25 protein-coding genes are annotated in these 22,735 nt (G+C 63.1%); 7 read left to right on the forward strand and 18 right to left on the reverse strand.

From position 1 onward, the window contains the following. The first annotated feature begins 11 nt into the window (after positions 1-11). Positions 12-917, forward strand: a complete 906-nt coding sequence (locus HFC70_RS02900; RefSeq protein WP_168471676.1) for an NAD(P)-dependent oxidoreductase — start codon at positions 12-14, stop codon at positions 915-917. 38 nt (positions 918-955) lie between these two features. Here HFC70_RS02900 and HFC70_RS02905 read toward each other — a convergent pair whose 3' ends face one another. The 3 genes from HFC70_RS02905 to nirK all read right to left on the reverse strand — a co-directional run bounded on the left by HFC70_RS02905 (position 956) and on the right by nirK (position 3,923). Further along, the gene (locus tag HFC70_RS02905) at positions 956-1,651 is read right to left on the reverse strand and encodes a Crp/Fnr family transcriptional regulator (RefSeq protein ID WP_168471763.1); all 696 of its coding nucleotides are present in this window, start codon (positions 1,649-1,651) and stop codon (positions 956-958) included. Positions 1,652-1,768: 117 nt separating this feature from the next. Next, positions 1,769-2,659 carry an SUMF1/EgtB/PvdO family nonheme iron enzyme gene (locus HFC70_RS02910; protein WP_168471677.1) on the reverse strand — a complete coding sequence of 297 codons (891 nt, stop codon included), beginning with the start codon at positions 2,657-2,659 and terminating at the stop codon, positions 1,769-1,771. A gap of 133 nt (positions 2,660-2,792) precedes the next feature. Beyond that, entirely contained in the window at positions 2,793-3,923 is a 1,131-nt protein-coding gene (nirK, locus tag HFC70_RS02915) for a copper-containing nitrite reductase (protein WP_168471678.1), read from the reverse strand. A gap of 255 nt (positions 3,924-4,178) precedes the next feature. Here nirK and HFC70_RS02920 point away from each other — a divergent pair, with 255 nt between their 5' ends. After that, the gene (locus HFC70_RS02920; protein ID WP_168471679.1) at positions 4,179-5,393 is read left to right on the forward strand and encodes an NnrS family protein; all 1,215 of its coding nucleotides are present in this window, start codon (positions 4,179-4,181) and stop codon (positions 5,391-5,393) included. Between the two features lie 56 nt (positions 5,394-5,449). Here the strand turns inward: HFC70_RS02920 and HFC70_RS02925 are convergent, their stop codons facing one another. Genes HFC70_RS02925 through HFC70_RS02940 form a run of 4 tightly spaced genes read right to left on the reverse strand, consistent with a single transcriptional unit; the run spans position 5,450 to position 7,955 of the window. Then, a complete protein-coding gene (locus tag HFC70_RS02925; protein ID WP_168471680.1) occupies positions 5,450-5,743 on the reverse strand; it encodes a metal-sulfur cluster assembly factor in 294 nt (97 codons plus the stop codon). A gap of 5 nt (positions 5,744-5,748) precedes the next feature. Then, the gene (locus tag HFC70_RS02930; protein WP_168471681.1) at positions 5,749-6,270 is read right to left on the reverse strand and encodes a DUF2249 domain-containing protein; all 522 of its coding nucleotides are present in this window, start codon (positions 6,268-6,270) and stop codon (positions 5,749-5,751) included. Beyond that, positions 6,267-7,631 carry a hypothetical protein gene (locus HFC70_RS02935; RefSeq protein WP_168471682.1) on the reverse strand — a complete coding sequence of 455 codons (1,365 nt, stop codon included), beginning with the start codon at positions 7,629-7,631 and terminating at the stop codon, positions 6,267-6,269. The genes HFC70_RS02930 and HFC70_RS02935 overlap by 4 nt, the downstream gene beginning before the upstream one ends. 45 nt (positions 7,632-7,676) lie before the next feature. Further along, complete coding sequence (locus tag HFC70_RS02940) at positions 7,677-7,955, reverse strand: DUF2249 domain-containing protein (protein WP_168471683.1); 279 nt, start codon at positions 7,953-7,955, stop codon at positions 7,677-7,679. A gap of 218 nt (positions 7,956-8,173) precedes the next feature. On the opposite strand from HFC70_RS02940, the gene hemN reads away from it, so the two are divergent. Further along, the gene (hemN, locus tag HFC70_RS02945; RefSeq protein WP_168471684.1) at positions 8,174-9,526 is read left to right on the forward strand and encodes an oxygen-independent coproporphyrinogen III oxidase; all 1,353 of its coding nucleotides are present in this window, start codon (positions 8,174-8,176) and stop codon (positions 9,524-9,526) included. Between the two features lie 81 nt (positions 9,527-9,607). On the opposite strand, the gene HFC70_RS02950 is transcribed toward hemN, so the two are convergent. The 6 genes from HFC70_RS02950 to HFC70_RS02975 form a co-directional block, all read right to left on the reverse strand. Further along, the gene (locus HFC70_RS02950; protein WP_168471685.1) at positions 9,608-11,506 is read right to left on the reverse strand and encodes a nitric oxide reductase activation protein NorD; all 1,899 of its coding nucleotides are present in this window, start codon (positions 11,504-11,506) and stop codon (positions 9,608-9,610) included. 10 nt (positions 11,507-11,516) lie between these two features. Continuing rightward, positions 11,517-12,326 carry a CbbQ/NirQ/NorQ/GpvN family protein gene (locus HFC70_RS02955; protein WP_168471764.1) on the reverse strand — a complete coding sequence of 270 codons (810 nt, stop codon included), beginning with the start codon at positions 12,324-12,326 and terminating at the stop codon, positions 11,517-11,519. A 96-nt stretch (positions 12,327-12,422) separates the two neighbouring features. Then, positions 12,423-13,766 (reverse strand): nitric-oxide reductase large subunit, encoded by a 1,344-nt coding sequence (locus HFC70_RS02960; RefSeq protein ID WP_168471686.1) that lies wholly within the window; start codon positions 13,764-13,766, stop codon positions 12,423-12,425. Positions 13,767-13,791: 25 nt separating this feature from the next. Further along, the gene (locus HFC70_RS02965) at positions 13,792-14,244 is read right to left on the reverse strand and encodes a cytochrome c (protein WP_168471687.1); all 453 of its coding nucleotides are present in this window, start codon (positions 14,242-14,244) and stop codon (positions 13,792-13,794) included. Positions 14,245-14,420: 176 nt separating this feature from the next. Next, positions 14,421-14,690 carry a cytochrome C oxidase subunit IV family protein gene (locus tag HFC70_RS02970; RefSeq protein WP_168471688.1) on the reverse strand — a complete coding sequence of 90 codons (270 nt, stop codon included), beginning with the start codon at positions 14,688-14,690 and terminating at the stop codon, positions 14,421-14,423. A gap of 4 nt (positions 14,691-14,694) precedes the next feature. Further along, on the reverse strand, positions 14,695-15,252 hold the full coding sequence (locus HFC70_RS02975) for a cytochrome c oxidase subunit 3 (RefSeq protein WP_246735619.1): 558 nt from the start codon (positions 15,250-15,252) through the stop codon (positions 14,695-14,697). Between the two features lie 123 nt (positions 15,253-15,375). On the opposite strand from HFC70_RS02975, the gene HFC70_RS02980 reads away from it, so the two are divergent. The 3 genes from HFC70_RS02980 to HFC70_RS02990 are packed head-to-tail and all read left to right on the forward strand — an operon-like array spanning position 15,376 to position 16,691. After that, positions 15,376-15,531, forward strand: a complete 156-nt coding sequence (locus tag HFC70_RS02980) for a hypothetical protein (protein ID WP_168471690.1) — start codon at positions 15,376-15,378, stop codon at positions 15,529-15,531. Between the two features lie 11 nt (positions 15,532-15,542). Then, positions 15,543-15,995, forward strand: coding sequence for a hemerythrin domain-containing protein (locus HFC70_RS02985; RefSeq protein WP_168471691.1), 453 nt, complete (start codon positions 15,543-15,545; stop codon positions 15,993-15,995). A 12-nt stretch (positions 15,996-16,007) separates the two neighbouring features. Next, positions 16,008-16,691 carry an NnrU family protein gene (locus tag HFC70_RS02990; protein ID WP_168471692.1) on the forward strand — a complete coding sequence of 228 codons (684 nt, stop codon included), beginning with the start codon at positions 16,008-16,010 and terminating at the stop codon, positions 16,689-16,691. A gap of 59 nt (positions 16,692-16,750) precedes the next feature. On the opposite strand, the gene HFC70_RS02995 is transcribed toward HFC70_RS02990, so the two are convergent. From HFC70_RS02995 to HFC70_RS03015, 5 genes are all read right to left on the reverse strand, one after another. Next, positions 16,751-18,460 carry a sensor histidine kinase gene (locus tag HFC70_RS02995; RefSeq protein ID WP_168471693.1) on the reverse strand — a complete coding sequence of 570 codons (1,710 nt, stop codon included), beginning with the start codon at positions 18,458-18,460 and terminating at the stop codon, positions 16,751-16,753. A gap of 167 nt (positions 18,461-18,627) precedes the next feature. After that, on the reverse strand, positions 18,628-18,960 hold the full coding sequence (locus HFC70_RS03000) for a hypothetical protein (RefSeq protein WP_168471694.1): 333 nt from the start codon (positions 18,958-18,960) through the stop codon (positions 18,628-18,630). 112 nt (positions 18,961-19,072) lie between these two features. Continuing rightward, positions 19,073-19,924: an NlpC/P60 family protein gene (locus HFC70_RS03005; protein WP_168471695.1), complete on the reverse strand. Its 852-nt coding sequence runs from the start codon at positions 19,922-19,924 to the stop codon at positions 19,073-19,075. 7 nt (positions 19,925-19,931) lie between these two features. Beyond that, positions 19,932-20,282: a helix-turn-helix domain-containing protein gene (locus tag HFC70_RS03010; protein WP_168471696.1), complete on the reverse strand. Its 351-nt coding sequence runs from the start codon at positions 20,280-20,282 to the stop codon at positions 19,932-19,934. Positions 20,283-20,349: 67 nt separating this feature from the next. Beyond that, a complete protein-coding gene (locus tag HFC70_RS03015) occupies positions 20,350-21,738 on the reverse strand; it encodes a M17 family metallopeptidase (RefSeq protein WP_168471697.1) in 1,389 nt (462 codons plus the stop codon). Between the two features lie 144 nt (positions 21,739-21,882). On the opposite strand from HFC70_RS03015, the gene HFC70_RS03020 reads away from it, so the two are divergent. Then, positions 21,883-22,713, forward strand: coding sequence for a tetratricopeptide repeat protein (locus HFC70_RS03020; protein ID WP_168471698.1), 831 nt, complete (start codon positions 21,883-21,885; stop codon positions 22,711-22,713). The last annotated feature ends 22 nt before the right edge of the window (positions 22,714-22,735 follow it).

The following is a 22,735-nucleotide window of genomic DNA, read 5'->3' on the forward strand; positions in this document are numbered from 1 at the left end:
GAGAGAACGGCATGCGCTACGGTTTTATCGGACTTGGACATCTCGGCGGTTTTCTGGCCGGCAGCCTGTTGCGCGAGGGTTTTGCGCTGACGGTTCATGATACGGATCGCTCGAAAGCCGAAGAGCTGATAGCGCGCGGCGCGCGCTGGGCCGACGATCCACGCTCGCTCGCCGAAGAGGTCGATGCCGTGATCACCTGCCTGCCCTCGCCCGCTGTATCGGAAAACGTGCTGACGGCGCCAAGCGGTGTTCTCGCCGGTTTGAGGCCGGGATCCACCTGGATCGAGATGAGTACGCTGGATCACGCCGCCGTCGAACGGCTGGCGGCGGTGGCCTCGGAAAAGGGCGTGCGGATGATGGAGGCGCCGGTCACCGGCGGCGTTCACCGGGCGGCGGCCGGCGACATCACGGTGATTGCCGGCGGCGACCGCGACCTCTACGATCTGCACCTGCCGGCCTTGCAGGCCATGGGCGGCGAGATCTTTCACGCCGGGCCGCTCGGCAAGGCCGCGGTCATCAAGGTCATCACCAACATGCTGGCCTTCATCCACCTGCTGGCGACCGGCGAAGCGCTGATGCTGGCCAAGAAGGGCGGCATCGACCTCACCGATGCCTTCAACATCATCAAGGCCAGCTCCGGCAACAGCTTCGTGCACGAGACCGAAGGCCAGGTGATCCTGAACGGCAGCTACAACATCAATTTCACCATGGATCTCGCGGTCAAGGACCTGGGTTTCGCACTCGGCTTCGGCAAGGAATTCGGCGTGCCGCTCGACCTTGCCTCACAGGCGCTGCAGACCTTCATCCGCGCCCGATCCACCTATGGCGGCAGCGCCTGGTCGTCCCAGGTCGTCAAGCTGCTTGAGGATGCCGTCGGTACGGATCTGCGCGCACCGGGCTTTCCCGCGGAATTATAGGACCCGCGCCCGACGTCTGCAGACATCACGCGCCGCGGCTATTCCTTGGGGGTGTCGGCCAGCAATGCCAGGCCGGCGAGATCGCAGATCAGCAGTTTCTGGCGACCGCCCTCCACCAGCCCTTTGGCCTCCCAGGCGCTGAGGATACGCGACACGGTGTGCAGCGTGGTGCCGGTCATTTCGGCAATATCCTGTCGGGAAATCGGGAAATCGATGCGGATGCCTTCGCCCTCCTTGCGCCCGGCGGTCTTGGTCAGCCGCAGGACGGCATGGGCGACGCGCCGCTCGACCTCCTCGGTCGACATCTCCCGGATGCGGGTGTGGGCCTCTTCCAGGCGCTGGCCGATCGTTTGCATGGCGCTGACGGCAAGGCGCGGATTGTGCTCGACGAAGCTCGGCCAGAGGTCGGTTGCCCAGCACAGCGTGACGCTGTCGGCAGCGGCAATGGCGGTGCCGGGATAATCGGTGCGCTGCAGGGCGCGGGCAAAGCCGAACAGATCACCCGGATGCACGACGCGCACGATGATCTGCTGGCCGTCTTCCGTCACCTGGGTGACCTTGAGGCGGCCATGCAGCAGCAGGTAGAAATTGGTGGCCGGTCGGCCCTGCTCGAAGACAGCCTCACCCGGAGCCACGCGCCGCGATGTCGCGCGCGAAAGCAGAGCGTCGAGATCGTCATCGCTCATCTTGTCGAACAAAGGCAGGCTCTTGACCACAGCCCGGTCTATTTTCAACGCCGCATTCCTCTCGTCTCCCGTCAGCAGCGTTCCTACCATGATGCTGCGCTCGAAGAACAGTGCGGAACGTCTGCCACCGGCGACCGTGTCGCCAGCGGGGGAAGACTAGAGAGCTTATTTGACAAATGCAAAGAGAACCGGCGCATACCACCTGTCGTCCCTCACAAGCCGGAACCCGAGGTTGTCGGGTGGCGCACCAACCGAGCAGCCGCCGCTCTTGGGATCGCGGATAAACGAACTCATCGGCGAACGATGCTTGCCGACGGTGACGAACACGCCGCAAACGCCGCTCGTTCCGCCATCGGCGAACCCGTCCTCCAGATTGAAGCGACGACTGCAGGTCGTGGTCCATTCCCAGACATTTCCGCCAAAATCGACCAGACCGAGTTCGTTCTCGCCAAATTGTCCCTGACGCAGGGGGTGAGGATCGAGCGATGCCTTGCGCGCCGCCTCGCGTTTGTAGTCGGCAAGCCAGCGCAAAGCCGGGTTGCGACTATCCGGATCGACGCCCAAGGCATCGTCGGGGAATTTCGAGCCGGCGGCAAAGGCCAGTTGTGCGTCGGTCGGCAACCGCCAGACCTCACCGGTCTGCTGCGACAGCCAGCGGGCATAGTCACTGGCGTCGTCGTAGTTGACGCCGGTTACCGGAAAGTCCGCAGCGCGGGCTTCTTCCGCGAGTTCCGGAGCGGTGCAGGCTCCCGCATCGACGCAGCGTCCGTATTCGCTGACGCTCACCTGGTACTTCATGATCTCCAACGGTTTGGCGACCCATTCGGTCAGGAGAGGCCCATCGACGGGCATGTCGTTCTTGTAGAAATCGCCGGCTGCCCGATAGGTGACCTCGCGCGGTTGGATGACGACGGTCTGCGGACCCGGCAAGGTCGCGGCGGTCAGATCGATGAGGCCGGTCTGCACCGCCAGTGCGCCGCCGAGCACCAGCAACAAGGCGAGCGGCACGACCACGGAAGCGGTCGATACGGTCTCATGTCGTGCGAGCGATGCCATTGGAGCCTCCCGGATCTGTCGCCGGAGCCTTTGTTGCGTTTCGCATCAGGTCCGATGCGCCGAACGGGGGGATCAGGGGTTCTGCAGACGCCCTGCGGCTTTGAGAGCGGGGCGTCTGCGAAGTGTCGAGCGATCAGGTGGCCGATGGCGCCATGACCGAGGTCATCAGATCGTCGTTCCAATCGCCGGTTACGGTGAAGTGGGCGGCGGCACCCAGTTCGAATGCCTCGATCAGGTTGTGGTTGACATAGGCGTAGATGCCCGGCTGCTCGAACGTGTAGAACGCGGCGCCGGCTGTACCGCCCGGAATGAACCAGGTTTCCTGATCGCGGTCCGGCGCGTTGCGGAACTTGCCGGTCGCCCAGACATAGTCGCCGTGACCGCCGATCAGATGCGGACGGGTATCGCGGTTGGCCTGCGAATGGACGATCAGCACCTTTTCGCCGACGGCGGCCTTCAGGGCATTCTCGCCGGTCAGGGCGCCGATGGCACCATTGAAGACGATGTGGCTCGGGGTCAGGCTGCGCATGACTTCCAGCACTTCCGGATAGGCGTCGCCGGCGCTCTCATACTTCTTGAATTCGCCCTTCTCATCCTTCGGAACATAGAAGTCCTGCTCGCCGACATAATAAATCTTGTCATAGACAAGCTCTTTGCCATGACCATCGGTCAGGCCTTCGCGCGGCAAAACCATGATGGCGCCGTTCATGCCCGAAGTGACGTGCCACGGAACCATGCCGGGAGGTGCGCAATGGTAGACAAAGACACCGGCCTTGGTGGCCTTGAAGCGTAGCACCGTCCGTTCACCGGGATTGACGACCGTCAGCGCGCCGCCGCCCAGGGCACCCGTGGCCGAATGGAAGTCGATGTTGTGCTGCAGCGTATTGGTATCGGGGTTGATCAGCGTCAGTTCGACATAATCGTCCTGATGGACCACCATTAGCGGGCCGGGAACCGAGCCGTTGAAGGTCATGGCGTTAACTTCGGTGCCCCTGTCGTCGACGATGATCTTCTTTTCCTCGATCGTCATGGTGAACTCAACGACCTTGGGGCCACCTTCGGCCTTCTGGGTGTGGGCGTGAACGAAGGGCGGACGGACGAGTTCGACCTTCTGGCGCGGCAAGGTCGATACATCGACCGGTGCCACTTTCACGGCGGCGCCAGCGGCCTGGGCCTGGGAATTTGTGATGATCGGCGCCAGAGCGCCGGCAAACGCCGCACCGGCCAAGATCGTGCGGCGGGTCATCTGCAACTGCTCAGTCATCGGAAAGTCTCCTTTTGGAAAGAACGGAGCGCGGTTTCGCTCTGTTGTTTTGGTTGTAAGCCCGTTCCGAAATTGCTCTTTGAGCCAGCACAAATAACCCGGGCAAGGGGCTGCGTCATTTTGGCAGGACATCAAACTCACAGGACGCCGTTTCTTCCGAGACATGCATAAACCAGCCCCTGCTTGCGTCCGCGCAAAGAACAAAGGCGTCGATATTCCTAGACAAATGTCAAAGATACTCTGATGGAGCATGACATGAGCGAGAATCCGACGACGACAAAGACGATCAGCCGGGCGGTGCCGCGCGGGCTTGCCAGAACCGGGCCGGTTCTGTTTTCCTACGGGTTCCGGCCCTTCTTCCTCGGCGCAGCCCTCCATGCCATCGTCGCCATGGCGCTGTGGATCGCCGCGCTGTTCTTGGGACTTGCGGTCGGTGGCGACTATGGCGCGTCACACTGGCATGCCCACGAAATGCTGTTCGGTTTCGCGCCGGCCGTGCTGGCCGGCTTCCTGCTGACCGCCGTGCCGAACTGGACAGGCCGGCTGCCCGTGTCGGGCCGGCCGCTGATCGCTCTCTTTGCTCTTTGGGTCGCGGGCCGCCTGGCGCTGCTCTACCCCGATCCGATCGGAATCGTGCCAGCCGCGGTGATCGACGGAGCCTTCCTGCCGGCGCTGCTTGTCATCTGCGCCCGGGAGATCATTGCCGGGCGCAAATGGAAGGACCTGAAGATGGTGGGTGCACTGACGGCGCTGTCGCTCGCCAATGGCTGCTTCCATGTCGAAACAATCCTCGGCGAGCATGCCGGCTATGCGGCGAGGCTGGCGATCGGCGCCTATGTGACCCTGATCATGATCGTCGGCGGCCGGATCATTCCGAGTTTCTGCCGCAACTGGCTGAACCAGCGCGGCGTCAGTTCCTTCCCCGTGCCCTACAATCGCTTCGACACGGTTGCCATTCTCGCCGGCGCCGGGGCACTCGCCTGCTGGATCGGTGCACCCGACCAGCCTCTGACGGCCGTTGCCGCCCTTGCTGCCGCAGGGCTGCAGACGATCCGGCTATCTCGCTGGCGCGGCATGAGCGTCGTTGCGGAACCTTTGCTGTTCGTCCTGCACATCGCCTATGGCTTCATCCCGCTCGGCTTCCTGTCGATCGCGTTGGGTGCCTTCGAGCTGATGAACGCCACTTCCGTCCTGCATGTGCTGACGGTCGGCGTTGTCGCCTCCATGATGCTGGCTGTCATGACGCGGGCGACGCGTGGCCATACCGGCCGGGCGCTGAGCGCCTCGATCATGACGACGTGCTCCTATTGCGCGCTGTTTCTTGCCGCCCTGCTGCGGCCGCTGGGCGAGGTCTTTCCGGATTACGCGATGACACTCTACGCGGCGGCAGGCATCGCCTGGATGCTCGCCTTCCTGCTGTTCAGCCTGGAATACGGCCCGATGCTGGCCATCACGCGACGCGCGCTGTAGAAATCCCACAATGCGAAAAGCCCGGCATCGATGCCGGGCTTTGTTGTCGTTGCGGATCAGGCAGATACCGTCTCCGTGATCCGGTCGGGCGTCCAGGGCGGATCATAGGTCAGAGCCACATCCACCTGCCGCACACCCGGCACGCCGCCGGCGCAGGCCTGCACGGCGTCTTTCAGGAAGCCTGCCGCCGGGCAGCCCTTGACCGTAGTGGTCATTGAGACATGCACGACGTCGTCCGGCAGCACCTGCACGTCATAGATCAATCCGAGATCGACGATATTGCCGCCGATTTCCGGATCGATGATCGACCGCAGCGCGTCGCGTACCGCCGCCTGCAGACCGTCCGACATTGCCGTCACGCCTTGCCCCGTCCGACCCGGACCAGCATACGATAGGACGTGCCGGTTTCATCGAAATTGCCGACCCACTGATGACCGCGCTTTTCAAGCTCGGGCATCAGGAAAACAGGTTCTCGCGACAGGACCGCAAACAGCACCTCGCCGGGCTCCATCTGTTCGGTCTTGGCGAGAATACGGGTCATCGGTTCGGGTGGATCGAGATCGGTCAGGTCGAGATGCCATTCCGGATCTGGCCAGACCTGCGGCATCTCGGCACTGGTGGAGGCAGCGACATCGGCAACGCCGCCGGGTTCCGGCGTGAACAGCACTTCCCAATCGCCATTGCCGATCTCGGTGGCGCTATGGGTGAAGCCGCGTTTTCCCATGACGCGGAAGAGCGGCTCCGGCTTGAAGGTGGCAATCAGCTTGAAACCCTGACCGGGTGCCAGCGATTGCACCGCCTCCATGATATCGTGGAAGGGTTCGCCGCCATTGCGCAGAACGGGGCGGACATCGAGTTCCTTGTGGGATGGCGTCATGGTTGCCTCCTGGGGTCGGGGGTTGGCAGAAAGAGATCGGGACGGATCGCGCCTGAGGGCAAGCGCAATGCCGCGGGCACGTCGCAGAGCAGGCGGGCGCGGGCATATTCGACGATGAGCGCCAGTGTGGTGGCGAATTGAAGGGCGGCACCCGCGCGGAAGACGGGTGGCCAGCCAAGGTAGAGCGCCGTCGTTGCCGCGGCCACGCCGGCATAGAACAGGGCAAACCAGACAGAGGCGCGGCGTTCCCTGACGAGATCCTGGACGCGCGGCGTTTGGACCCGGCCCAGCAGCGGGCCGTAGCATTCGAGCCAGGTCAGGAACGGTGTGATCTTGTAGAGCTGGGCAAGGCCAAGGCCGCTCAGCCAGCCGAAGATGACGAGATAGACGACGGGCGCGGCACCCTCGGCGGGCCTGCCGAGGAGGGTCATGACGACGAGCAAGGTGACGGATACAAAAAGAGCGCCAAAGGCACCGACACTGGCAAGACTGTTCAACTCCATATGCCGACGCCGGCGCGCCCGATAGATCGACAGCAGATCGCCGCTGTAAAGCGCCGTCGCCAGCAGCCCGAGCATCAGGGCGGCAGCCAGCGGCATCAACGGCCGGTCCAGCCCGCCGACCAGAGCCGCGGCGCAAAGAGCGACCGCCAGCAAGGCGAGTGTGCCCGCCCACCAGACGGTTCGGCTGGTGCGCCGGTCCACCTCTGGCGTCAGGAGAAACATCGACAGCAGCCGGTAGCTGACACCAATGGCGGAAAAGCTCATCCAGCCACCCAGACCCAACGCTACATGCAGGATCACGCCGTCCGGCAACAGCCCGGCCAGCCAATCGGGAACGTCATATCCGGAAAGGAGAAATCCGAAACCAGTGCCGAGCATCACGGTCAGGCCCAGGGAAACGAGACCGACGGCGACGAAGCGGCCGACCAGCGGCAGGGGCCTTGCCTGCCAGAGCGTCGCGGCGAGCATGGCCGCCACCAGCAGATAGCCGGTGGAAAGCGTGAGCGCGCCACCGACCAGAACGAAAGGCGCATTGGTCCGTTGTGCGGCAAGACCACCGAAGCCCGAGACCAGGGCGGTATCGCCGAGCACGATCAGCAGCAGGGCCGGAAGAGCAAGCCGGTCACCCCGCAGCGGCTTTGCGACCAGCACAGGCACAAACTGCAGCAGAGCACCCGACATCAAAAGACCGAGCCAGCCGGCGGTGACGAGATGAACGACGCCCAGCGTTTCCGGGGCTTCAAGCGTTGCCTGCGGATAGCCATAGCCTGCCGCGATCAGCGCCTCGCCCAGAGCCAGGAACAGGCAGGCGGCGGCAAAATAACTCATGGTCCAGCGGGACAGGGTCGCACCCGGCATGTCAGCCTCCAGCATCTACCATGGTGCGCCCCATCCCTATGCCTGTCAGTGATCACTGCCGCAGCAGCAATCACATCCATCGCTCTTCATCCGCGCAATCTCGACGCGCCAGACGTCCGGCCCCTGCTCCAGATAATCCCAGTCGAAGATGCCGGGATAGTTGGCCTGCAGCTGATAATGCAAGGGACGCGGATCGTGATCGCTGGTGATCAGCATCGATCCTCCCGGTGCCAGGGCATTGAGCATGCCGAAGATCTTCGGATGGCGCTCGGCCGGCGGAATGATGCGAACGTCGATCAGCGGCTTGGACTGGGTGTCTGTCATGGTCGTGTTAATCTCTCTTCGGGCCAAAAGGAACATGGATACGGCCGGCCCCAGCCGGTGATCGAACCCTAGACGGATCCAGCAAGGGACAATTTGTCGCTGCGCAAACAAGTTTCGGAAAGGCAGGCGGCTTTCGTCGCGCTGCTTGGGATTTAACAAAGAGCAATCGGGTCGGGCCCCTTAGACTTCGGACACGTATCAACCGGAGCCTTGTTCCCATGCAGAAAAACCTCATCGAGAAATATGGCGACGCCCGCCTGCCGCGCTATACCAGCTATCCCACTGCCCCGCGCTTTTCGCCGGGTATCGGCGCCGGCACCTATGGCGACTGGCTGGCGGCGATCCCGGCCGATGAGGCCATCTCGCTCTATCTGCACATCCCCTTCTGCCGCTCGATGTGCTGGTATTGCGGCTGTCACACCTCGATCACCACGAAAGACCAGCCGATCATGGACTATCTCGACGGGCTGAAAGCCGAGATCAGGACGGTGAGTCACGCCGCCGGCAAGCGCCTTCAGGTCGGCCAGGTGCATTTCGGCGGCGGCACGCCGACCATCATGCAGCCGGAAGAATTCCTCGATCTGACCGCGTTTTTGAAACAGCATTTCGATCTGTCCGAAAAATCCGAGATCGCCGTGGAAATCGATCCCAGACGCCTGACGATCGAGATGAGCGAGGCACTGGGGGCGGCCGGTGTGGCGCGCGCCAGCCTCGGCGTGCAGAGCTTCGATCCAGTGGTGCAAAAAGCGATCAATCGCATTCAATCCATCGAGGAGACGGCGGACGCTGTCCAAGGGTTGCGGGCAAACGGCGTGCACAGCATCAATTTCGACCTGATCTACGGCCTGCCGCATCAGACCGTGTCCTCCTGCATCGACACCGCCAAGGCGGCCATTGCGATGAAGCCGGACCGTTTCGCCGTGTTCGGCTATGCCCATATCCCCTCCTTCAAGAAGCACCAGAGGCTGATCGACGAAAATGCGCTGCCGGATATGCGGGCCCGCAATGCCCAGGCGGAAGCCATCGCCGATACGCTCGTTGCCGCCGGTTACAGCCAAATCGGGCTCGACCATTTCGCGCTGCCCGCTGACGACCTGGCGCAGGCGGCGGCAACCGGTCGCCTGCACCGCAATTTCCAGGGCTATACCACCGATGCCTGCAAGACGCTGATCGGACTTGGCGCCTCGGCGATCGGCCGGACGGCAAACGGCTATGTGCAGAACGAGGTGGCGATCGGCCAATATGCGCAGCGGGTCGTTTCCGGCCAGTTGGCGACCGCCAAGGGTTACCGGCTGAGCCCCGAGGATGGCCTTCGCGCTGCCGTGATCGAACGGCTGATGTGCGATTTCAGGGCCGATATCGCCGGCCTGTCGGCTGACCACGGCTTTGCGGACGATTTTCTGCTGAGCGGCAATGTTGCCCTGAAACAGCTCAAGGAAGACGGTGTCCTGTCGTTTTCCGGCGGAATGCTTGATGTGCGCAAGGATTGCCGTTTCATCATCCGCGCCGTGGCCGCCGCCTTCGATGCCTATCTCGACCAGTCTGCCCGCAGCTATTCCAAGGCAGCCTGAGGCGGCTCTAACCTGACACAGAAAAGGCCCGGCAAACCCCATTTGCCGGGCCTTTCCTTTTTCCGCAATCCTGCCTCCGCCTTATCCGGCAAGACTGCGGTAGATCGCCGGCAGCGCCGCCGGCAGCCGGGCGATATGGGAAACGATGGCATAGCCGTTCTGACCGAAGATCGCCGGGATATAGGCCTGGGCCTCGCGGTCGACGGTCACGCCGAAGACGCCGACACCGGAGCGCCGCGCGTCGCCGACGGCGCGGCGGCTATCCTCCAGCGCAAACCGCCCCTCATAGTGATCGACGTCATTCGGCTTGCCGTCGGTCAGCACCAGGAGCAGGTGCCGCCGGTTGGGCTGCTCGCGCAGCTTGGCCGCGGCGTGGCGGATCGCAGCCCCTATTCTTGTATAATAGCCGGGCTTCAGCGCCCCGATCCGCGCCTCGACCGCCGGGCTCATCGGCTCGGCGAAATCCTTGACGGTCTCGACCCGCACCCAGGAGCGGCGGCGCGACGTGAAGGTGAGGATGGAATGATTGTCGCCGCAGGCCGAAAGACCATGGGCAAGCACCAGCAGCGCCTCCTTCTCGACATCGAGAACGCGGCGATTGTCGAACCAGGCATCCGTCGACAGCGACACATCCACCAGAATGGTGACCGCCAGGTCATGGGCGCGCGGCCGGCTCATCAGATGAATGCGGTCGCTGCCTTCGCCGCCGGCCTTCAGATCGGTGCGGGCCCTGACCACGGCATCGAGATCGAGATCGGCACCGTCGATCTGTGCCCGCAGAACTTCATGACGGGGCCGTAACACCTCGAACTGCCGTTTGACGCGGCGGATCAGTCCCTGCGTGGCCGCATCGGGCAGCATGGTTTCTCCCGTCTCGGGCGCCGGGCCTGCCACGACGCGGCAATAGTCCTTGAGATAGGCATTGCGGCGGTAATCCCATTCCGGATAGCTCAGTTCGGCTTTGAGCGGCGTCCGGTCGAGGGCCTCCGGTGGAAGGTCGAGATCGAAGCGAAAACGCGCCGAAGGCCGCCCCTTGCGCTCGCCGAGCGTCATGTCGTCCAGCTCGTCAGCAGCAGCCGCGTCGTGATCGTCGCTGTCGTCTCCCGGCCGGTCGACATTGACCATTTCGGCCATGGCGAGGATCTTCTCGAACCGGTTGAGAATGAAGGGGCTGCGCTCCTTGTCGCGACCGTCGCTCTTTTCACGCAGCGCAATATGGCGACCGGTGGCCATGGCACGCTGCTCGGCGGAGGTTGCCGGCACATCCTGCTCGGTTCGCGCCTCGCTTTCGCCGCGCACCAGCGTGTCGGGCCAGAGCGGAACCGGCAGCATCGGCAGGTAGCCTGGCGGCGCGCGATGCGGGAAGATGACCGGCATGGCCTCTCCCATCAGGCCGGCTCCCTTCTGCAGGAGATTGATGATGCGGGTTTCGACCTGGCGCTCGATGCCCGGAAGGCTGCCACGGCGGCGTTCCGTCAGAACCGCCAGGCAAAGCCGCTGGTAGCGCCGTGCCATGCCCGGAAAGGCCTTGATCACGGCAGCGACCAGCACATCCGCATCGGCGATGGCTTTCAGATCCCGCGCCAGCGGATCGCTGACCGCCGAAAGATCGAGCGGCATCGTCGCCATGGCTGCGGCAAGCCAGAGATAGAGGTCGCGGTTGAGCTCGACCTGCGGAAAAAGATCGATCTCCAGAGGTAGCATCAGCGTGGCGTGGTCGCGGCCGGGCTGGACGAGCTTTTCTTCCCCAAGGCCCAGCCGCTGGCGGATTTTCAACCGGTGACCGGAGGTTCGCCCACGGGCCGGCGCAATCTGTACCGCGCCCTCACCACCAAAACCGCGAAAGCAGACGGCCAGCACCGGCTGGATGTCCTCCAGCGTCACGGACGCGTCGGGATATCGCGGCCAGGTGCGCGTGTTGCCGGCAAGATGATGCCAGGCGCGACCGACGGTTTCTTCCAGTTCGAGAAAATCCAGCATGGTAGCCTCCTCAGCGGATCACGGCGTCGGCGACTTCCAGAAGGGCGGCGCGCACATCGCGTTCGTCGGTCAGCGGCTCGATCATGGCCGACAGTACGGCATCGCGCAGCGGCAGGCCGGCATCGATAAGGCTGGCGCAATAGACCAGCAGGCGGGTGGAGACGCCTTCTTCCAGATCATGGCCCTTCAAGGCACGCAGGCGGCGGGCGAGCTCGACCAGCGGCGCGACCTGCGCTTCGGCAAGGCCGCTTTCGGCCGAGACCACAGCAATCTCGCGATCACGCGGCAGGAAATCGAATTCGATGGCGACAAAGCGCTGGCGGGTGGACGGCTTCAGCGTCTTCAGAAGGTTCTGGTAGCCAGGATTGTAGGACACCACCAGCATGAAGCCGGGAGGTGCTTCCAGCTGTTCGCCGGTCCGCTCCAACGGCAGGATGCGCCGGTCGTCGGTCAAGGGGTGCAGCACGACGGCCACGTCCTTGCGGGCCTCCACAATCTCGTCGAGATAGCAGATGCCACCCTCGCGCACGGCGCGGGTCAGCGGTCCGTCGACCCAGACGGTGTCGCCGCCCTTCAGCAGGTAGCGGCCGGTCAGATCCGCGGCGGCAAGATCATCGTGGCAGGACACGGTGGACAGCGGCAGGCCCAGCTTTGCGGCCATGTGGCTGACGAAACGGGTCTTGCCGCAGCCGGTCGGCCCCTTGAGAAGCAGCGGCAGTTGCCGCGTCCAGGCGGTCTCGAACAGCACGCATTCGTTGCCGTTCGGCGAATAGGCGGGAATGTCTGCAACCGCGAGGGCAGTCTTGAGCATCACGTTCATGGGGTTTTCCTTTGGGATATTCTGGGCAAAGGCGTGGATAAGGGACTGCATCAGGAGACCTCCTCTCCCCGAAGAGGGAAGAGGAGGAAGGCAATGCTACTCAGCGGGTTCGGCGACGCCGAAGGCAGGAGCCCGTTCCTTGCCGGGCATCAGCACGGCCCAGATGAACATCAATGCCGAGACCAGCACCACGACACCGGAACCGAGGCGCACCCAGTAGAACAAAGCAAGTTGGTCCTGGACGACCATGAAGCTCTCTCCGAGAACGCGCTGGAGATGGACCTGCAACACGCCGGCAAAGGTCAGGGCGAAGGTCATCACCGACATGGCCGTGCACATCATCCAGAAGCTGACGATCGACAGCCATTGGTTATAGGGCTGGCGACCGCGGATTTCCGGGATCGCATAGGCCATGATCGCGAGATTCAGCATGACATAGGCGCCGAAGAAGGCGAGATGGCCGTGGGCGGCAGTAACCTGCGTGCCGTGGGTGTAGTAGTTGATCGACGACAGGGTGTGCAGGAAGCCCCAGACGCCGGCGCCGAAGAAGGCCATGACCGAGCAGCCGATCGACCACAGCAGCGCTGCCTTGTTGGGATGCTTGCGACCGGCCTTCCAGCTCATCACGAAGGTGAAGATCACCATGGTGAAGAACGGTGCGACTTCGAGCGTCGAGAACAGCGAACCGATCCACTGCCAGTAGCCCGGCGCGCCGATCCAGTAATAGTGGTGGCCGGTGCCGAGAATGCCCGAGAACAAGGCAAGGCCGACGATGACATAAAGCCATTTCTCGACGACTTCGCGGTCGATGCCGTTGAGCTTGATCATCAGGAAGGCCAGAACCGAGGCCATGATCAGTTCCCAGACGCCTTCGACCCAGAGATGGACGACATACCACCAGTACATCTTGTCGAGGGCCAGATTGGTCGGATTGTAGAAGGCGAAGAGGAAGAAGATCGCCACGCCCCAAAGGCCGAAGATCAGGATGTTGGTGACGACCGTCTTGCGACCCTTGAGCACGGTCAGCGTGATGTTGAACAGGAACATCAGCATGACGACGACGATGCCGATCTTGATGGCGAAAGGCTGTTCGAGAAACTCGCGACCCTCGTGGATATGGAAGAGATAGCCGACTACAGCGACCGCCGCCGCCACCAGAAAGAGCCAGAACTGCACGATGGCGAGCTTCGGGCTATAGAGTTCTGTTTCGGCTTCTTCCGGGATCAGATAGTAGGTGGCGCCCATGAAACCCATGAGCAGCCAGACGATCAGCGCATTGGTGTGGATCATGCGCACGATGTTGAAGGGCAACAGCTCGGAGAGCGTATTGGGCAGGACATAGACCGTGCCGGCCAGTACGCCGAACAGGACCTGGGCGAGGAATAGGCCGAGCGCTCCGTAGAAGTAGAGCATTGCGACCTTCTGGGTTTGATATTTCATGTCTTTGTCTCCTTGATCCCGCGGCTCAGCCGGCCTCGTTCGGCGGCCAGTTCTGGGTCTTGATCGTGCTCGTCCATTCGAGGAAATCGGCCAGATCGTTCAGTTCCTGTTCGGTGAGATTGAACTGCGGCATCTGCCGGCGGCCCTCGGCGCCGGAGGGCTGCGCGGCCATCCAGCTTTTCAACGTATCGCGGGCACTGGTCGGATCGCTTTCGCCGCCCCAGCGCTTCCAGACATTGCCGAGTTCGGGCGCGAAATAGGCCCCTTCCCCAAGCAGTGTGTGACAGTTGATGCAGGCGTTCTTCTCCCAGACATGCTTGCCGCGGGCGACGCCGTCGGTCATCGTCACCTCGTTGGTGGAGACCGTCCTGATGTAATAATGGCTGTGGGCCGTCAGGCCCACGAAGATCGTGAAGAAGAAAATGGACCCGCCGTAAAAGACATTGCGGGCTCCTGTCTTGGTTAGGCGCTCTGCCATCCCATGGTCCTTTCGTTTCCGCGGAGGGCGGCCAAGCGCGTACCGGCCTTTTCAAATCCCCCGTCCCGGCCGAACATTCGGCGATGGCGGGACAACCGCATCTTCCGGGACGAGACCGTTCTAGAGATTAACGGACGCCCTTCTTTGCGTTTCGGCAAACAACTGAACGGTCGCGCTCAAAACGTCGACAGAGCCAGTCTGCTGAGCGCCGCCAAGGCAAAGAAGACGGGCCAGGCGATGAGGGCAAGGCGCACGGGTCCCCCGGCCTGCCGCAACCCCATGAAATCCAGGATGACGAGGCGCGCCTTGACGGTGGCGATCGCCAGAATAACCACGGTCGCAAAGGCGGAGCCACCGCCCCACCAGGCGCACGCGATGCTGGCGAGCGCCAGCGCGATCAGCACGGCGAAACTGCGATTGAGACGGGCAACGGAGATGCGGGTCATGGCATCACGACAGGTAGATCAGCGGGAACATGACGATCCAGACGATATCGATCACATGCCAAAGCGTGGTGATCAGCGCGGTATTCGACCGGGAGGGCCGCCAGGCGACGAGCAGCAGGACCAGAGCGCCGAAGACGACATGCATCAGGTGGAAGCCGGTGACGAGGAAATAGAGCTCGAAAAAGGCCTGGAAGGTTTCTTCTCCGGCAAAGCGGATCTCGCCGGCATATTCATAGATCTTGACGGCTGCAAAGGCGAACCCGAACAGGGCAGCGATGATCAGGCCGCGGCGTCTTTCCGGCAGGCTGGCGCCGGCCCGCGCGGCAAGGGCTGCCTGCCAGCCGCTGGTCAGCAGGATCAGCGTATTGGCAGCGGCGAGGCCGGGATTGAGGTGCAGCCGGGCGACCGCGAAGGCCTCAGCATGGGTGACCGACATAACCAGGAAAGCACCGAGCAGAATGCCGAAGGCGATCAGCTCGCTGAAGGCCAGAACCCAGAGAAGAAACGCATCCGCTTCCTCGCTCTCGTCTTCCAAACCTGTAACGGCACTTGCCTCAGCCATATCGCCTCTCCGCATATCGTCAGGGGCGAGGAATAGAGCAGCCGGCGGGCCTGCTCTTTGCGTCAGCACAAAGAAGGGCGGCGTCGCTCTTATTAGGATCTGCGGAAACAGGAGATTGATCCCATGACAGATGCCCAGATCGGCCTTTCCGTTGCGACGCCGGTCATCATCGGCTTTTCGCTGACCCTTTACCGGATGGGCGTGCTGCAGCGAACCGGCACGATCTCCGCGGTGCTCGCCTCGCTGGCAATCGCCGCCGTGCTTTTCATCGAACAGTGAGGATCACTGCCATGCCGGATACCCGACTTGCCGATGGGCTGCACACGATCGAGAAAAACCACGGCGCGCTTCTAACCCTCTGCCAGAGACTGGAGGATCTTGCCGATTCCCTGCCCTTCAGCGTCGACGAGGCGCTCTGCCGCGAGGTCGCTGCCGATATCGTGCCGCTTCTGTCGCAGGCCCAGGCGGTGGAGGAGGACACGCTTTATCCAGAGCTGACGGCACGTGCCGGCTCCTGCTTTTCGGCCCTGATGATCGAGCGGCTGAAAGGCGAACATCGCTGCGACCGCAGCGGCGCGGAAGAAATCGCCCTGACATTGCAAGCCATGCTCGCCGGGCGGTGCCGCCTCTCCTTCGAAACCGTCGGCTACATGCTGCGCGGCTTCTTCGAATGCGTCCGGCGGCACATCGCCAGCGAGCGGGAACTGATCAACTCCCTGTACCAGCCGACGCTGCATTCCTGAAGGACCCATGCCATGACGGAGTTTGTTCTCGCCTTCGGCCTTTTCCTGGTGTTGCATTCCGTTCCGGCCGTACCTGCGATCCGCCAGTCCCTGATCGCCGTCGCCGGCCGGCGCACTTATCTCAGCCTCTATTCCCTTGTCTCGATCGCCGTTCTGGCATGGCTGTTCCATGCCGCCCTCAACACTGACTATATCGCGCTCTGGGATCCGCGACCCTGGCAGGGGCATCTGACGCTGATCGCTGCCCCGGCCGGTCTATTTCTCGTCCTGGCCGGGCTCTTCAGTCCCAATCCGCTGTCGATCACGCTGCGCCAATGCGGCACACCCGGCGCCATTGCCAGTGTCACGCGGCATCCGGTGCTCTGGGGCTTTCTGCTCTGGTCGCTCGGCCATCTCGTGGCAAACGGCGACCTGCGCTCGCTCTTGCTGTTCGGCGGCTTCGCCCTGTTCTCGCTTGCCGGCATGGCCATGCTGGACAGGCGGGCAAGGCAGCGGCTCGGCAGGCAATGGCAAAGCCTGGCCGAAAACGCTCCGCTTCTGCCACTCTCAGCGATCCTGTCCGCAGGCGAGCGCCTGCGGGTCGACGCCGCCATGGTGCTAGCAGCAACGCTGACCGCCCTTTTGACGATATGGCTGCTTGCCGGCGGACATGCCTGGCTTTTCGGTGCCGATCCGCTGAGCCTGCTCGACAGCTAACCATCCATGGCTATCCACGTGAGGAATGCCCCGTCGGCCTTACGGTTCACGCGGCGAGGCTATTGACCGACATCCGCGGCTGACTCGACCCCGGCGGGCTCTTGCCCCACTTCGAACGCCTGCTGCGGGCCTGTCAGGCTCCAGCGCAGACCATCCGGCTCGAATGTCAGGGCGGCCTTGCCGCGGAACGCGGCGGCGGCGTGACGCTCGATCACCGTCGAGCCGAAACCGCGCCGAGTGGGCGGCGTCACGGGTGGTCCGCCGGCCTCCGTCCAAGTGACCGTCAGCATCGACTGCTCGCCAGCCTCGTCCAACCCGGTCTTCCATTCCACCACGACCCGGCCCTCGGGCACGGAAAGCGCGCCGTATTTGACGGAGTTGGTGGTCAGCTCATGAAAGACCATGCCAAGATTCTGCACGGCATTGGCATTCAGCGTCAAATCCTCGCCACGCCGCTCGACCCGGTCGCAGGACCCGAGGACCGTCGAAATCTGCAGGTCGACAACCTCAGAGATCGGAATGCCGCCCCATTGCTGTTTGGCAAGCGCCTCTATGGAGCCGGCAAGTCCGGACAGCCGGCTGCTGACATCCTTCTGGTACTGGTCGATACTGGTGGCATCGCGCGCCAGCTGGCGCATCATCGCCTGAACCAGCGTCAGGATGTTCTTGGTGCGGTGAACCAGCTCGTGCAGGATGAAATGGACCCTCTCCTCGGCCTGACTACGGTCGAAAGAGGCGTTGGAGAGGGCTATGGCCACCTGGTTTGCCTCACTCACGCGGGTCATCACCGGCGAGACGATCTCGCCCTCGCCGATCCGTTCCGCCATGTCGGCGATCTGCCTTATGGATCGGCGCAGCTGCTGGGCGGCGGCCCAGGCGATGGCCAACCCCAGGCCGAGCAGCAACAGGCTACCCAGGATCAATTGCCGCCAAGTGCTCAGAAGCGGTGCCTGGGCCGATGAGGTCGGTCCCCAGACGACGACATTCCACGACCAGCCCGGCAGCTTGGCATAGCCGAGCATCATTTCCGGCCCGTCGCCGGGCACCACGGCGCTGTCATTGGAACCGGTCATCAGCGCCAGCATGTACGGGGGGAATTCCGCCCCTGAGCTGCGATTGTCCGGACCGCTCGACACCACGACATGCCCAAAGGCATCCACGACCGCCGCCGACCAACCGGCCGGCAAGGCATCGGTTGCCGTCAGACTGGCAAGATCTCCAGCCCCTTGCGTCAGCACCATTGCCACGCCAGCCGAGGACAGCCCCGGCGGCAGCGGCATGGTGACATTGAAGACCCATTGCTTGCCGGTCGTGCCGAAAAAGATATCCGACACTTCAATATTGCCGGAAGCGAGCGCGGATTGAAGCGCCGGAATATTCGCCATCTTGCCGAGTTTCGTGCCGTACGGCACGCGCGTATTCATCAGCTGCGCTCCATCGGCCTGGACAAGCAGCATGTAGAGCGAGTCGGCTTTCAGCCCCGGCGCGGTGCGATCATGAAATGCCGCCAGGTCACCGGTCTTCAGCTCTGGAGATGTCGAAAGAAGACGCAGCGTCGTCGCCATATCCTGGAGCTTGCGTTCCACACTGCGACCAATGGCCTGCGCATCCTGTGCGGTCTCACGCCGCAAGGTCTGCTTCTCGTTGCTCTCCAGCTCGGCAAGCAGGAAAATGACGAAGCCAAGCAGCGGCAATGTGGTCAGCACCGCCATGGCCATGAGGTAAACGCCAATGGAAGCGGTCGGGAAGAAGCGTGTCCACCTAATCATAGGGAGACGTCGAGGCTCGGAAGCACGACACAATCCGACCGCCCTTCACACATGCCATGGACTGCACTCCTGCTCCGCCCCGCCCGGTATGTCATTAGTATCTAACCTGTCTTGCAATGCAAACGCTTCGTCCCCGCCCCGATGCCGGCGCCGTTACACGGCACGTCTCATTCCGGAATTGTGCGCGGATTGATACCCGGCATCCACTCTTTCGAGATGGGCGGATTGCTGCCCTGATAGGTGAACGTGCCGTCGGTGCATTGATAGACCAGCACGGGCATTCCATCGGCGAAAAATATCGAGCCACGATGGCCCCGCACGAAGGTCGTGGCCGTCGTGCATTTGTAGCTTGTGTCCGGCAGCTGGTCGGGTGGCACGACGCCTGGAAGATCCTTGTAGGCGTAGATCTGTCGGTCCTTGGCAAACGACCCTGCATCAGCGCTGCCCATCACGGCCAGCGACAGGGCCAGAAGCGTCAACAGTCGTCGTCCATTCATCATCGACCCTTTCCCGGCAGACAAGCAGAGGATCTGGAACCATGTCTTCGCGTTCTCCGCCGTCACCTTCGATATAATATGGGCGGCGGCGCGATTAAAGGGTGCGGCCGACACCTCAGAGCGGTCTGCGGTATCCGGTCGGTTGCTCGTAGAGCCAGCCGATGCGCTGGACGGCCGCCTCGAAATTCTCGCGTGCCACAGTCATCGTATGGCCGTTGGCATGCAGCAGCGTTTCGTCATCCTCCATGATGCCGGCGTGACCTCTCCAGAAGACCAGATCGCCGCGGCGAAGCTGGTCGCGATCGATGGCGATACCCAGCCCTTGCGCCTGCATGTCGGAATCCCGCGGCGCGGTCTTGCCCACCATCATCAGGGCCAACTGGACAAGGCCGGAACAGTCTATGCCGAAGCCGGAGCGGCCGCCCCAGAGATAGGGCGTTTCCAGAAAGCGGGCCGCGACCGCCACATAGTCGCCGGCAACGGGCTCCTCCACCCGCCGGCAATGGTTGGCAATTACAGCTCTTCCGTCGGCAAGCAGACAATAGCGGGTGCCGCGGGTCTCGGTCTCGCCGACCACCACAAGACGGCTGCCCATGGAGAGGGCCGCCGATGCGGGAAATCGCAGGTCCGGACCGGGATAGACGAACGTTCTGGGAACCGTGACGCGATGGGTGGGGGCCGGCGCGCCTTCGACAAGTACGGCTTCCGGCACATAGCCGACATAGCCGTCGGCCGCGGCCTGAACCCAGGCCCAGCCGTCGGCCTTGTCGAATATCACGACATCTTCGCCAAACAGGATTTCCGTATCGATGCCTGCCTGCGGATCTGGGCGGCGGCGCAGGCCAGCAACGGGCACGGCAATGCGCGCTGGCATGCCGGAAGCGTAGCGCTCGGCCTCGACCACGCCTTCAAGGGCAGCATCGGCAAGATCCGGTCTGAAGGCATTCAGCCTGCGGTCAAGGGTCATCGTCTTCTCACGTCTTCATCTTGCGGCCCTGATCGATGATCAGGTCGCCGAGCTTTTCGAGATAGAGGGCGCCGCCGACCGTGCGCTTGATGATGACATTGCGCCGGTCGCGCTCGTCGCGCACCCGGTCGACCAGCCCCATCTCCCCCATCGTATTGAGCGCCCGGGTGATCACCGGCTTGGTGACATCCAGCGTGGCGGCAAGACCGCGCACCGTGTGGGGCGGCGGCACCAGATAAATATGCAGCAGGATCGCCAATTGCCGCAAGGTAAGATCGCGGCCGTCCTGCTGAACCTGGCGTAGCGTCACATGATGCCAAAGCCCCAGCGCCGCTGTGGCCGTCAGTTCCACGCTCATCCCAAGCTCCGGTGTCGTTACGTCGCCGTTTCATTTACGGCCAACGCCGTCCGTTTTGCAAGCTCGGCTAGAGAATGCCACGGATGTGGCGATAAAGCGCCCGGATCCCTTGTGCCTCGCCGCCGACCGGGCTGTGAGCGCGCTCCGCCGGCGCCCAGCCATAAATGTCGAAATGCGCCCAGGTCGGCGTCTTCGTGACGAACCGCTTGAGGAACAGGGCGGCCGTGATGGCGCCGGCCATGCCACCAGCCGGAGCGTTGGTCAGGTCGGCGATCTGTGAGCGGATCAGCTTGTCGTAGCCCATGTGCAGCGGCAGCCGCCAAAGCGGATCGTCCGTCTCCAGGCTCGCCTCGGCCAGATCGAGGGCAAAATGGTCGTCATTGGTGAAGAAGGGCGGCAGATCGGGTCCCAGCGCGACGCGGGCAGCGCCGGTCAACGTCGCCATGTCGATCAACAGGTCCGGCTCATCCTCATCGGCGTAGCTCAGCGCATCGGCCAGGATCAGGCGGCCTTCGGCATCGGTATTGTCGATCTGCACGGTCAGGCCCTTGCGGCTGCGATAGATGTCGCCGGGGCGGAACGCGTTGCCGGAGATGGAATTCTCGACCGCCGGGACGATGACCCGCAGGTCCACCTTGAGCTTGGCGTCCATGATCATCAGGGCCAGTCCGAGCACGTTGGCAGCACCCCCCATGTCCTTCTTCATCAGCAACATGCCCGAACTGGGCTTGATATCGAGACCGCCGGTGTCGAAGCATACGCCCTTGCCGACCAACGTGATCTTCTTGTGGCCCTTCTTGCCCCAACGCATGTCGAGCAGGCGGGGCGCCTGGGCGCTGGCGCGGCCGACGGTGTGGACGAGCGGAAAATTCTGCGCCAGCAACTCATCGCCGGTGATGACCGAGACCTCCGCCTTGTAATGGGCAGCCAGCGCGCGGAATGCGCCTTCAAGTTCGGCAGGCCCCATGTCGTTGGTCGGCGTGTTGATCAGGTCACGCGCCAGGAAAACGCCGGCAAGCTGGCGCTTGATATCGGCAGCATCGGCATCCTGTGGGATCATCAGCTTCGGCGCGGCGGGCCTTTCCGACCGATAGCGATCGAAACTGTAGCTGCCGAGGCCGTAACCCAGAAGCAAGCGATTGGCGGTCAGGGGGGCGGTCTCGATGTGCCAGTCGCCGGCCGGCAGCGACCGGGCCAGTTTACCGGTGAGAAACGGACTTTCGGACGGATTGGCGCCGAGCCCGAACAAGGCGCCGCCGAGGTGGCCGTCCTCCGTCGGGATCAGCAGAACCGTGCCGGCTTCAGCGCGAAAGCCGGCCTTCCTGGCCCAATCAAGGGCGATGGGGTCGATCGTGCCTGTCTCGACATGGGCCGGCGTGACCGCAAAGATCGGAAGGGTCGTTCCGCCTTTGCTGGTGAACGGAGACTGTCTTTCAATGTAATGATAGGGGACCATGTCCTGCCTTCCCGGAAATGCGCTGCGAACGCCTGCATTAACACTCCGTTAGGGTTAACAGATTATTGCTTGAGTGGAGATTGCGCCGCTTCCTTCGTCACCGAATTTTCCGCGGCCCATGAACCGGAACCAGGATTGACTTGCATGGCCGCTCGGGAAACCTCACCTCGCTACAGACGCAAAATGCTTGCCTGCGCCTGCACGGCACTTGTCGCCCTGTCCCTTGCCAGCTGTTCGTCGACCCGCAATCACGACAACATCAAGACCGGTTCGGTTCCGAAGACGACCAGAGCCTATGACCAGATGAATGCGACCCAGCTCGCCAGCGCTTCGGCCAGCATCGGCAAGGCCTATGAGGCCAATCCGAAGGACCGCAACACCGGCCTTTCCTATGCCAATATCCTGCAGATGACCGGTCGCCAGAGCCAGGCGCTTGCCGTTATGCAGCAGGTGGCGATCGCCCATCCGTCCGACCGCGAGGTTCTGGCCGCCTACGGCAAGGCGCAGGCCGCGGCAGGCCAGCTGGAACAGGCGCTCGGCACGATCGGCCGTGCCCAGACGCCCGACCGGCCGGACTGGAGGCTCTACTCCGCAGAAGGGGCTGTGCTTGACCAGCTTGGCCGCTCCGCCGAAGCCAGAGGCCGCTACCGCATGGCGCTCGACATCCAGCCGAACGACCCGACGGTGCTGTCCAATCTCGGCATGTCCTACGTGCTTTCCGGCGACCTCAGGACCGCCGAAACCTACCTGCGCTCGGCCTCCGAACAGCCGACAGCCGACAGCCGGGTGCGTCAGAACCTGGCGCTGGTGGTCGGGCTCCAAGGACGCTTCCCGGAGGCTGAGCAGATCGCCCGCCGGGAGCTGTCGCCGCAGCAGGCAGACGCCAATGTGGCCTACCTGCGCTCCATGCTGGCCCAACAAAACTCCTGGAAGCAGCTCGCGGCCAAGGACACGGATACCAAGAACACCAACTGATCGGCCAAGGGCCGGCGCTCCA

The organism is Agrobacterium sp. a22-2, assembly GCF_012276985.1.
In the GTDB taxonomy this organism is placed as follows: domain Bacteria; phylum Pseudomonadota; class Alphaproteobacteria; order Rhizobiales; family Rhizobiaceae; genus Allorhizobium.

Excerpts from the sequence above, each read along its gene's own strand:
- HFC70_RS02965 (WP_168471687.1), bottom strand. The coding sequence starts at position 14,244 with ATGGCAGAGCGCCTAACCAAGACAGGAGCCCGCAATGTCTTTTACGGC.
- HFC70_RS02995 (WP_168471693.1), bottom strand. The coding sequence starts at position 18,460 with ATGATTAGGTGGACACGCTTCTTCCCGACCGCTTCCATTGGCGTTTAC.
- HFC70_RS02970 (WP_168471688.1), bottom strand. The coding sequence starts at position 14,690 with ATGACCCGCATCTCCGTTGCCCGTCTCAATCGCAGTTTCGCCGTGCTG.
- HFC70_RS02980 (WP_168471690.1), top strand. The coding sequence starts at position 15,376 with ATGACAGATGCCCAGATCGGCCTTTCCGTTGCGACGCCGGTCATCATC.
- HFC70_RS03010 (WP_168471696.1), bottom strand. The coding sequence starts at position 20,282 with ATGAGCGTGGAACTGACGGCCACAGCGGCGCTGGGGCTTTGGCATCAT.
- HFC70_RS02960 (WP_168471686.1), bottom strand. The coding sequence starts at position 13,766 with ATGAAATATCAAACCCAGAAGGTCGCAATGCTCTACTTCTACGGAGCG.
- HFC70_RS03000 (WP_168471694.1), bottom strand. The coding sequence starts at position 18,960 with ATGATGAATGGACGACGACTGTTGACGCTTCTGGCCCTGTCGCTGGCC.
- HFC70_RS02935 (WP_168471682.1), bottom strand. The coding sequence starts at position 7,631 with ATGCCGGGTGCGACCCTGTCCCGCTGGACCATGAGTTATTTTGCCGCC.
- HFC70_RS02925 (WP_168471680.1), bottom strand. The coding sequence starts at position 5,743 with ATGTCGGACGGTCTGCAGGCGGCGGTACGCGACGCGCTGCGGTCGATC.
- HFC70_RS02910 (WP_168471677.1), bottom strand. The coding sequence starts at position 2,659 with ATGGCATCGCTCGCACGACATGAGACCGTATCGACCGCTTCCGTGGTC.
- HFC70_RS02900 (WP_168471676.1), top strand. The coding sequence starts at position 12 with ATGCGCTACGGTTTTATCGGACTTGGACATCTCGGCGGTTTTCTGGCC.
- HFC70_RS02920 (WP_168471679.1), top strand. The coding sequence starts at position 4,179 with ATGAGCGAGAATCCGACGACGACAAAGACGATCAGCCGGGCGGTGCCG.
- HFC70_RS02990 (WP_168471692.1), top strand. The coding sequence starts at position 16,008 with ATGACGGAGTTTGTTCTCGCCTTCGGCCTTTTCCTGGTGTTGCATTCC.
- HFC70_RS02985 (WP_168471691.1), top strand. The coding sequence starts at position 15,543 with ATGCCGGATACCCGACTTGCCGATGGGCTGCACACGATCGAGAAAAAC.
- HFC70_RS03005 (WP_168471695.1), bottom strand. The coding sequence starts at position 19,924 with ATGACCCTTGACCGCAGGCTGAATGCCTTCAGACCGGATCTTGCCGAT.
- HFC70_RS02950 (WP_168471685.1), bottom strand. The coding sequence starts at position 11,506 with ATGCTGGATTTTCTCGAACTGGAAGAAACCGTCGGTCGCGCCTGGCAT.
- HFC70_RS02940 (WP_168471683.1), bottom strand. The coding sequence starts at position 7,955 with ATGACAGACACCCAGTCCAAGCCGCTGATCGACGTTCGCATCATTCCG.
- HFC70_RS03015 (WP_168471697.1), bottom strand. The coding sequence starts at position 21,738 with ATGGTCCCCTATCATTACATTGAAAGACAGTCTCCGTTCACCAGCAAA.
- HFC70_RS03020 (WP_168471698.1), top strand. The coding sequence starts at position 21,883 with ATGGCCGCTCGGGAAACCTCACCTCGCTACAGACGCAAAATGCTTGCC.
- HFC70_RS02975 (WP_246735619.1), bottom strand. The coding sequence starts at position 15,252 with ATGGCTGAGGCAAGTGCCGTTACAGGTTTGGAAGACGAGAGCGAGGAA.
- HFC70_RS02930 (WP_168471681.1), bottom strand. The coding sequence starts at position 6,270 with ATGACGCCATCCCACAAGGAACTCGATGTCCGCCCCGTTCTGCGCAAT.
- nirK (WP_168471678.1), bottom strand. The coding sequence starts at position 3,923 with ATGACTGAGCAGTTGCAGATGACCCGCCGCACGATCTTGGCCGGTGCG.
- HFC70_RS02955 (WP_168471764.1), bottom strand. The coding sequence starts at position 12,326 with ATGAACGTGATGCTCAAGACTGCCCTCGCGGTTGCAGACATTCCCGCC.
- hemN (WP_168471684.1), top strand. The coding sequence starts at position 8,174 with ATGCAGAAAAACCTCATCGAGAAATATGGCGACGCCCGCCTGCCGCGC.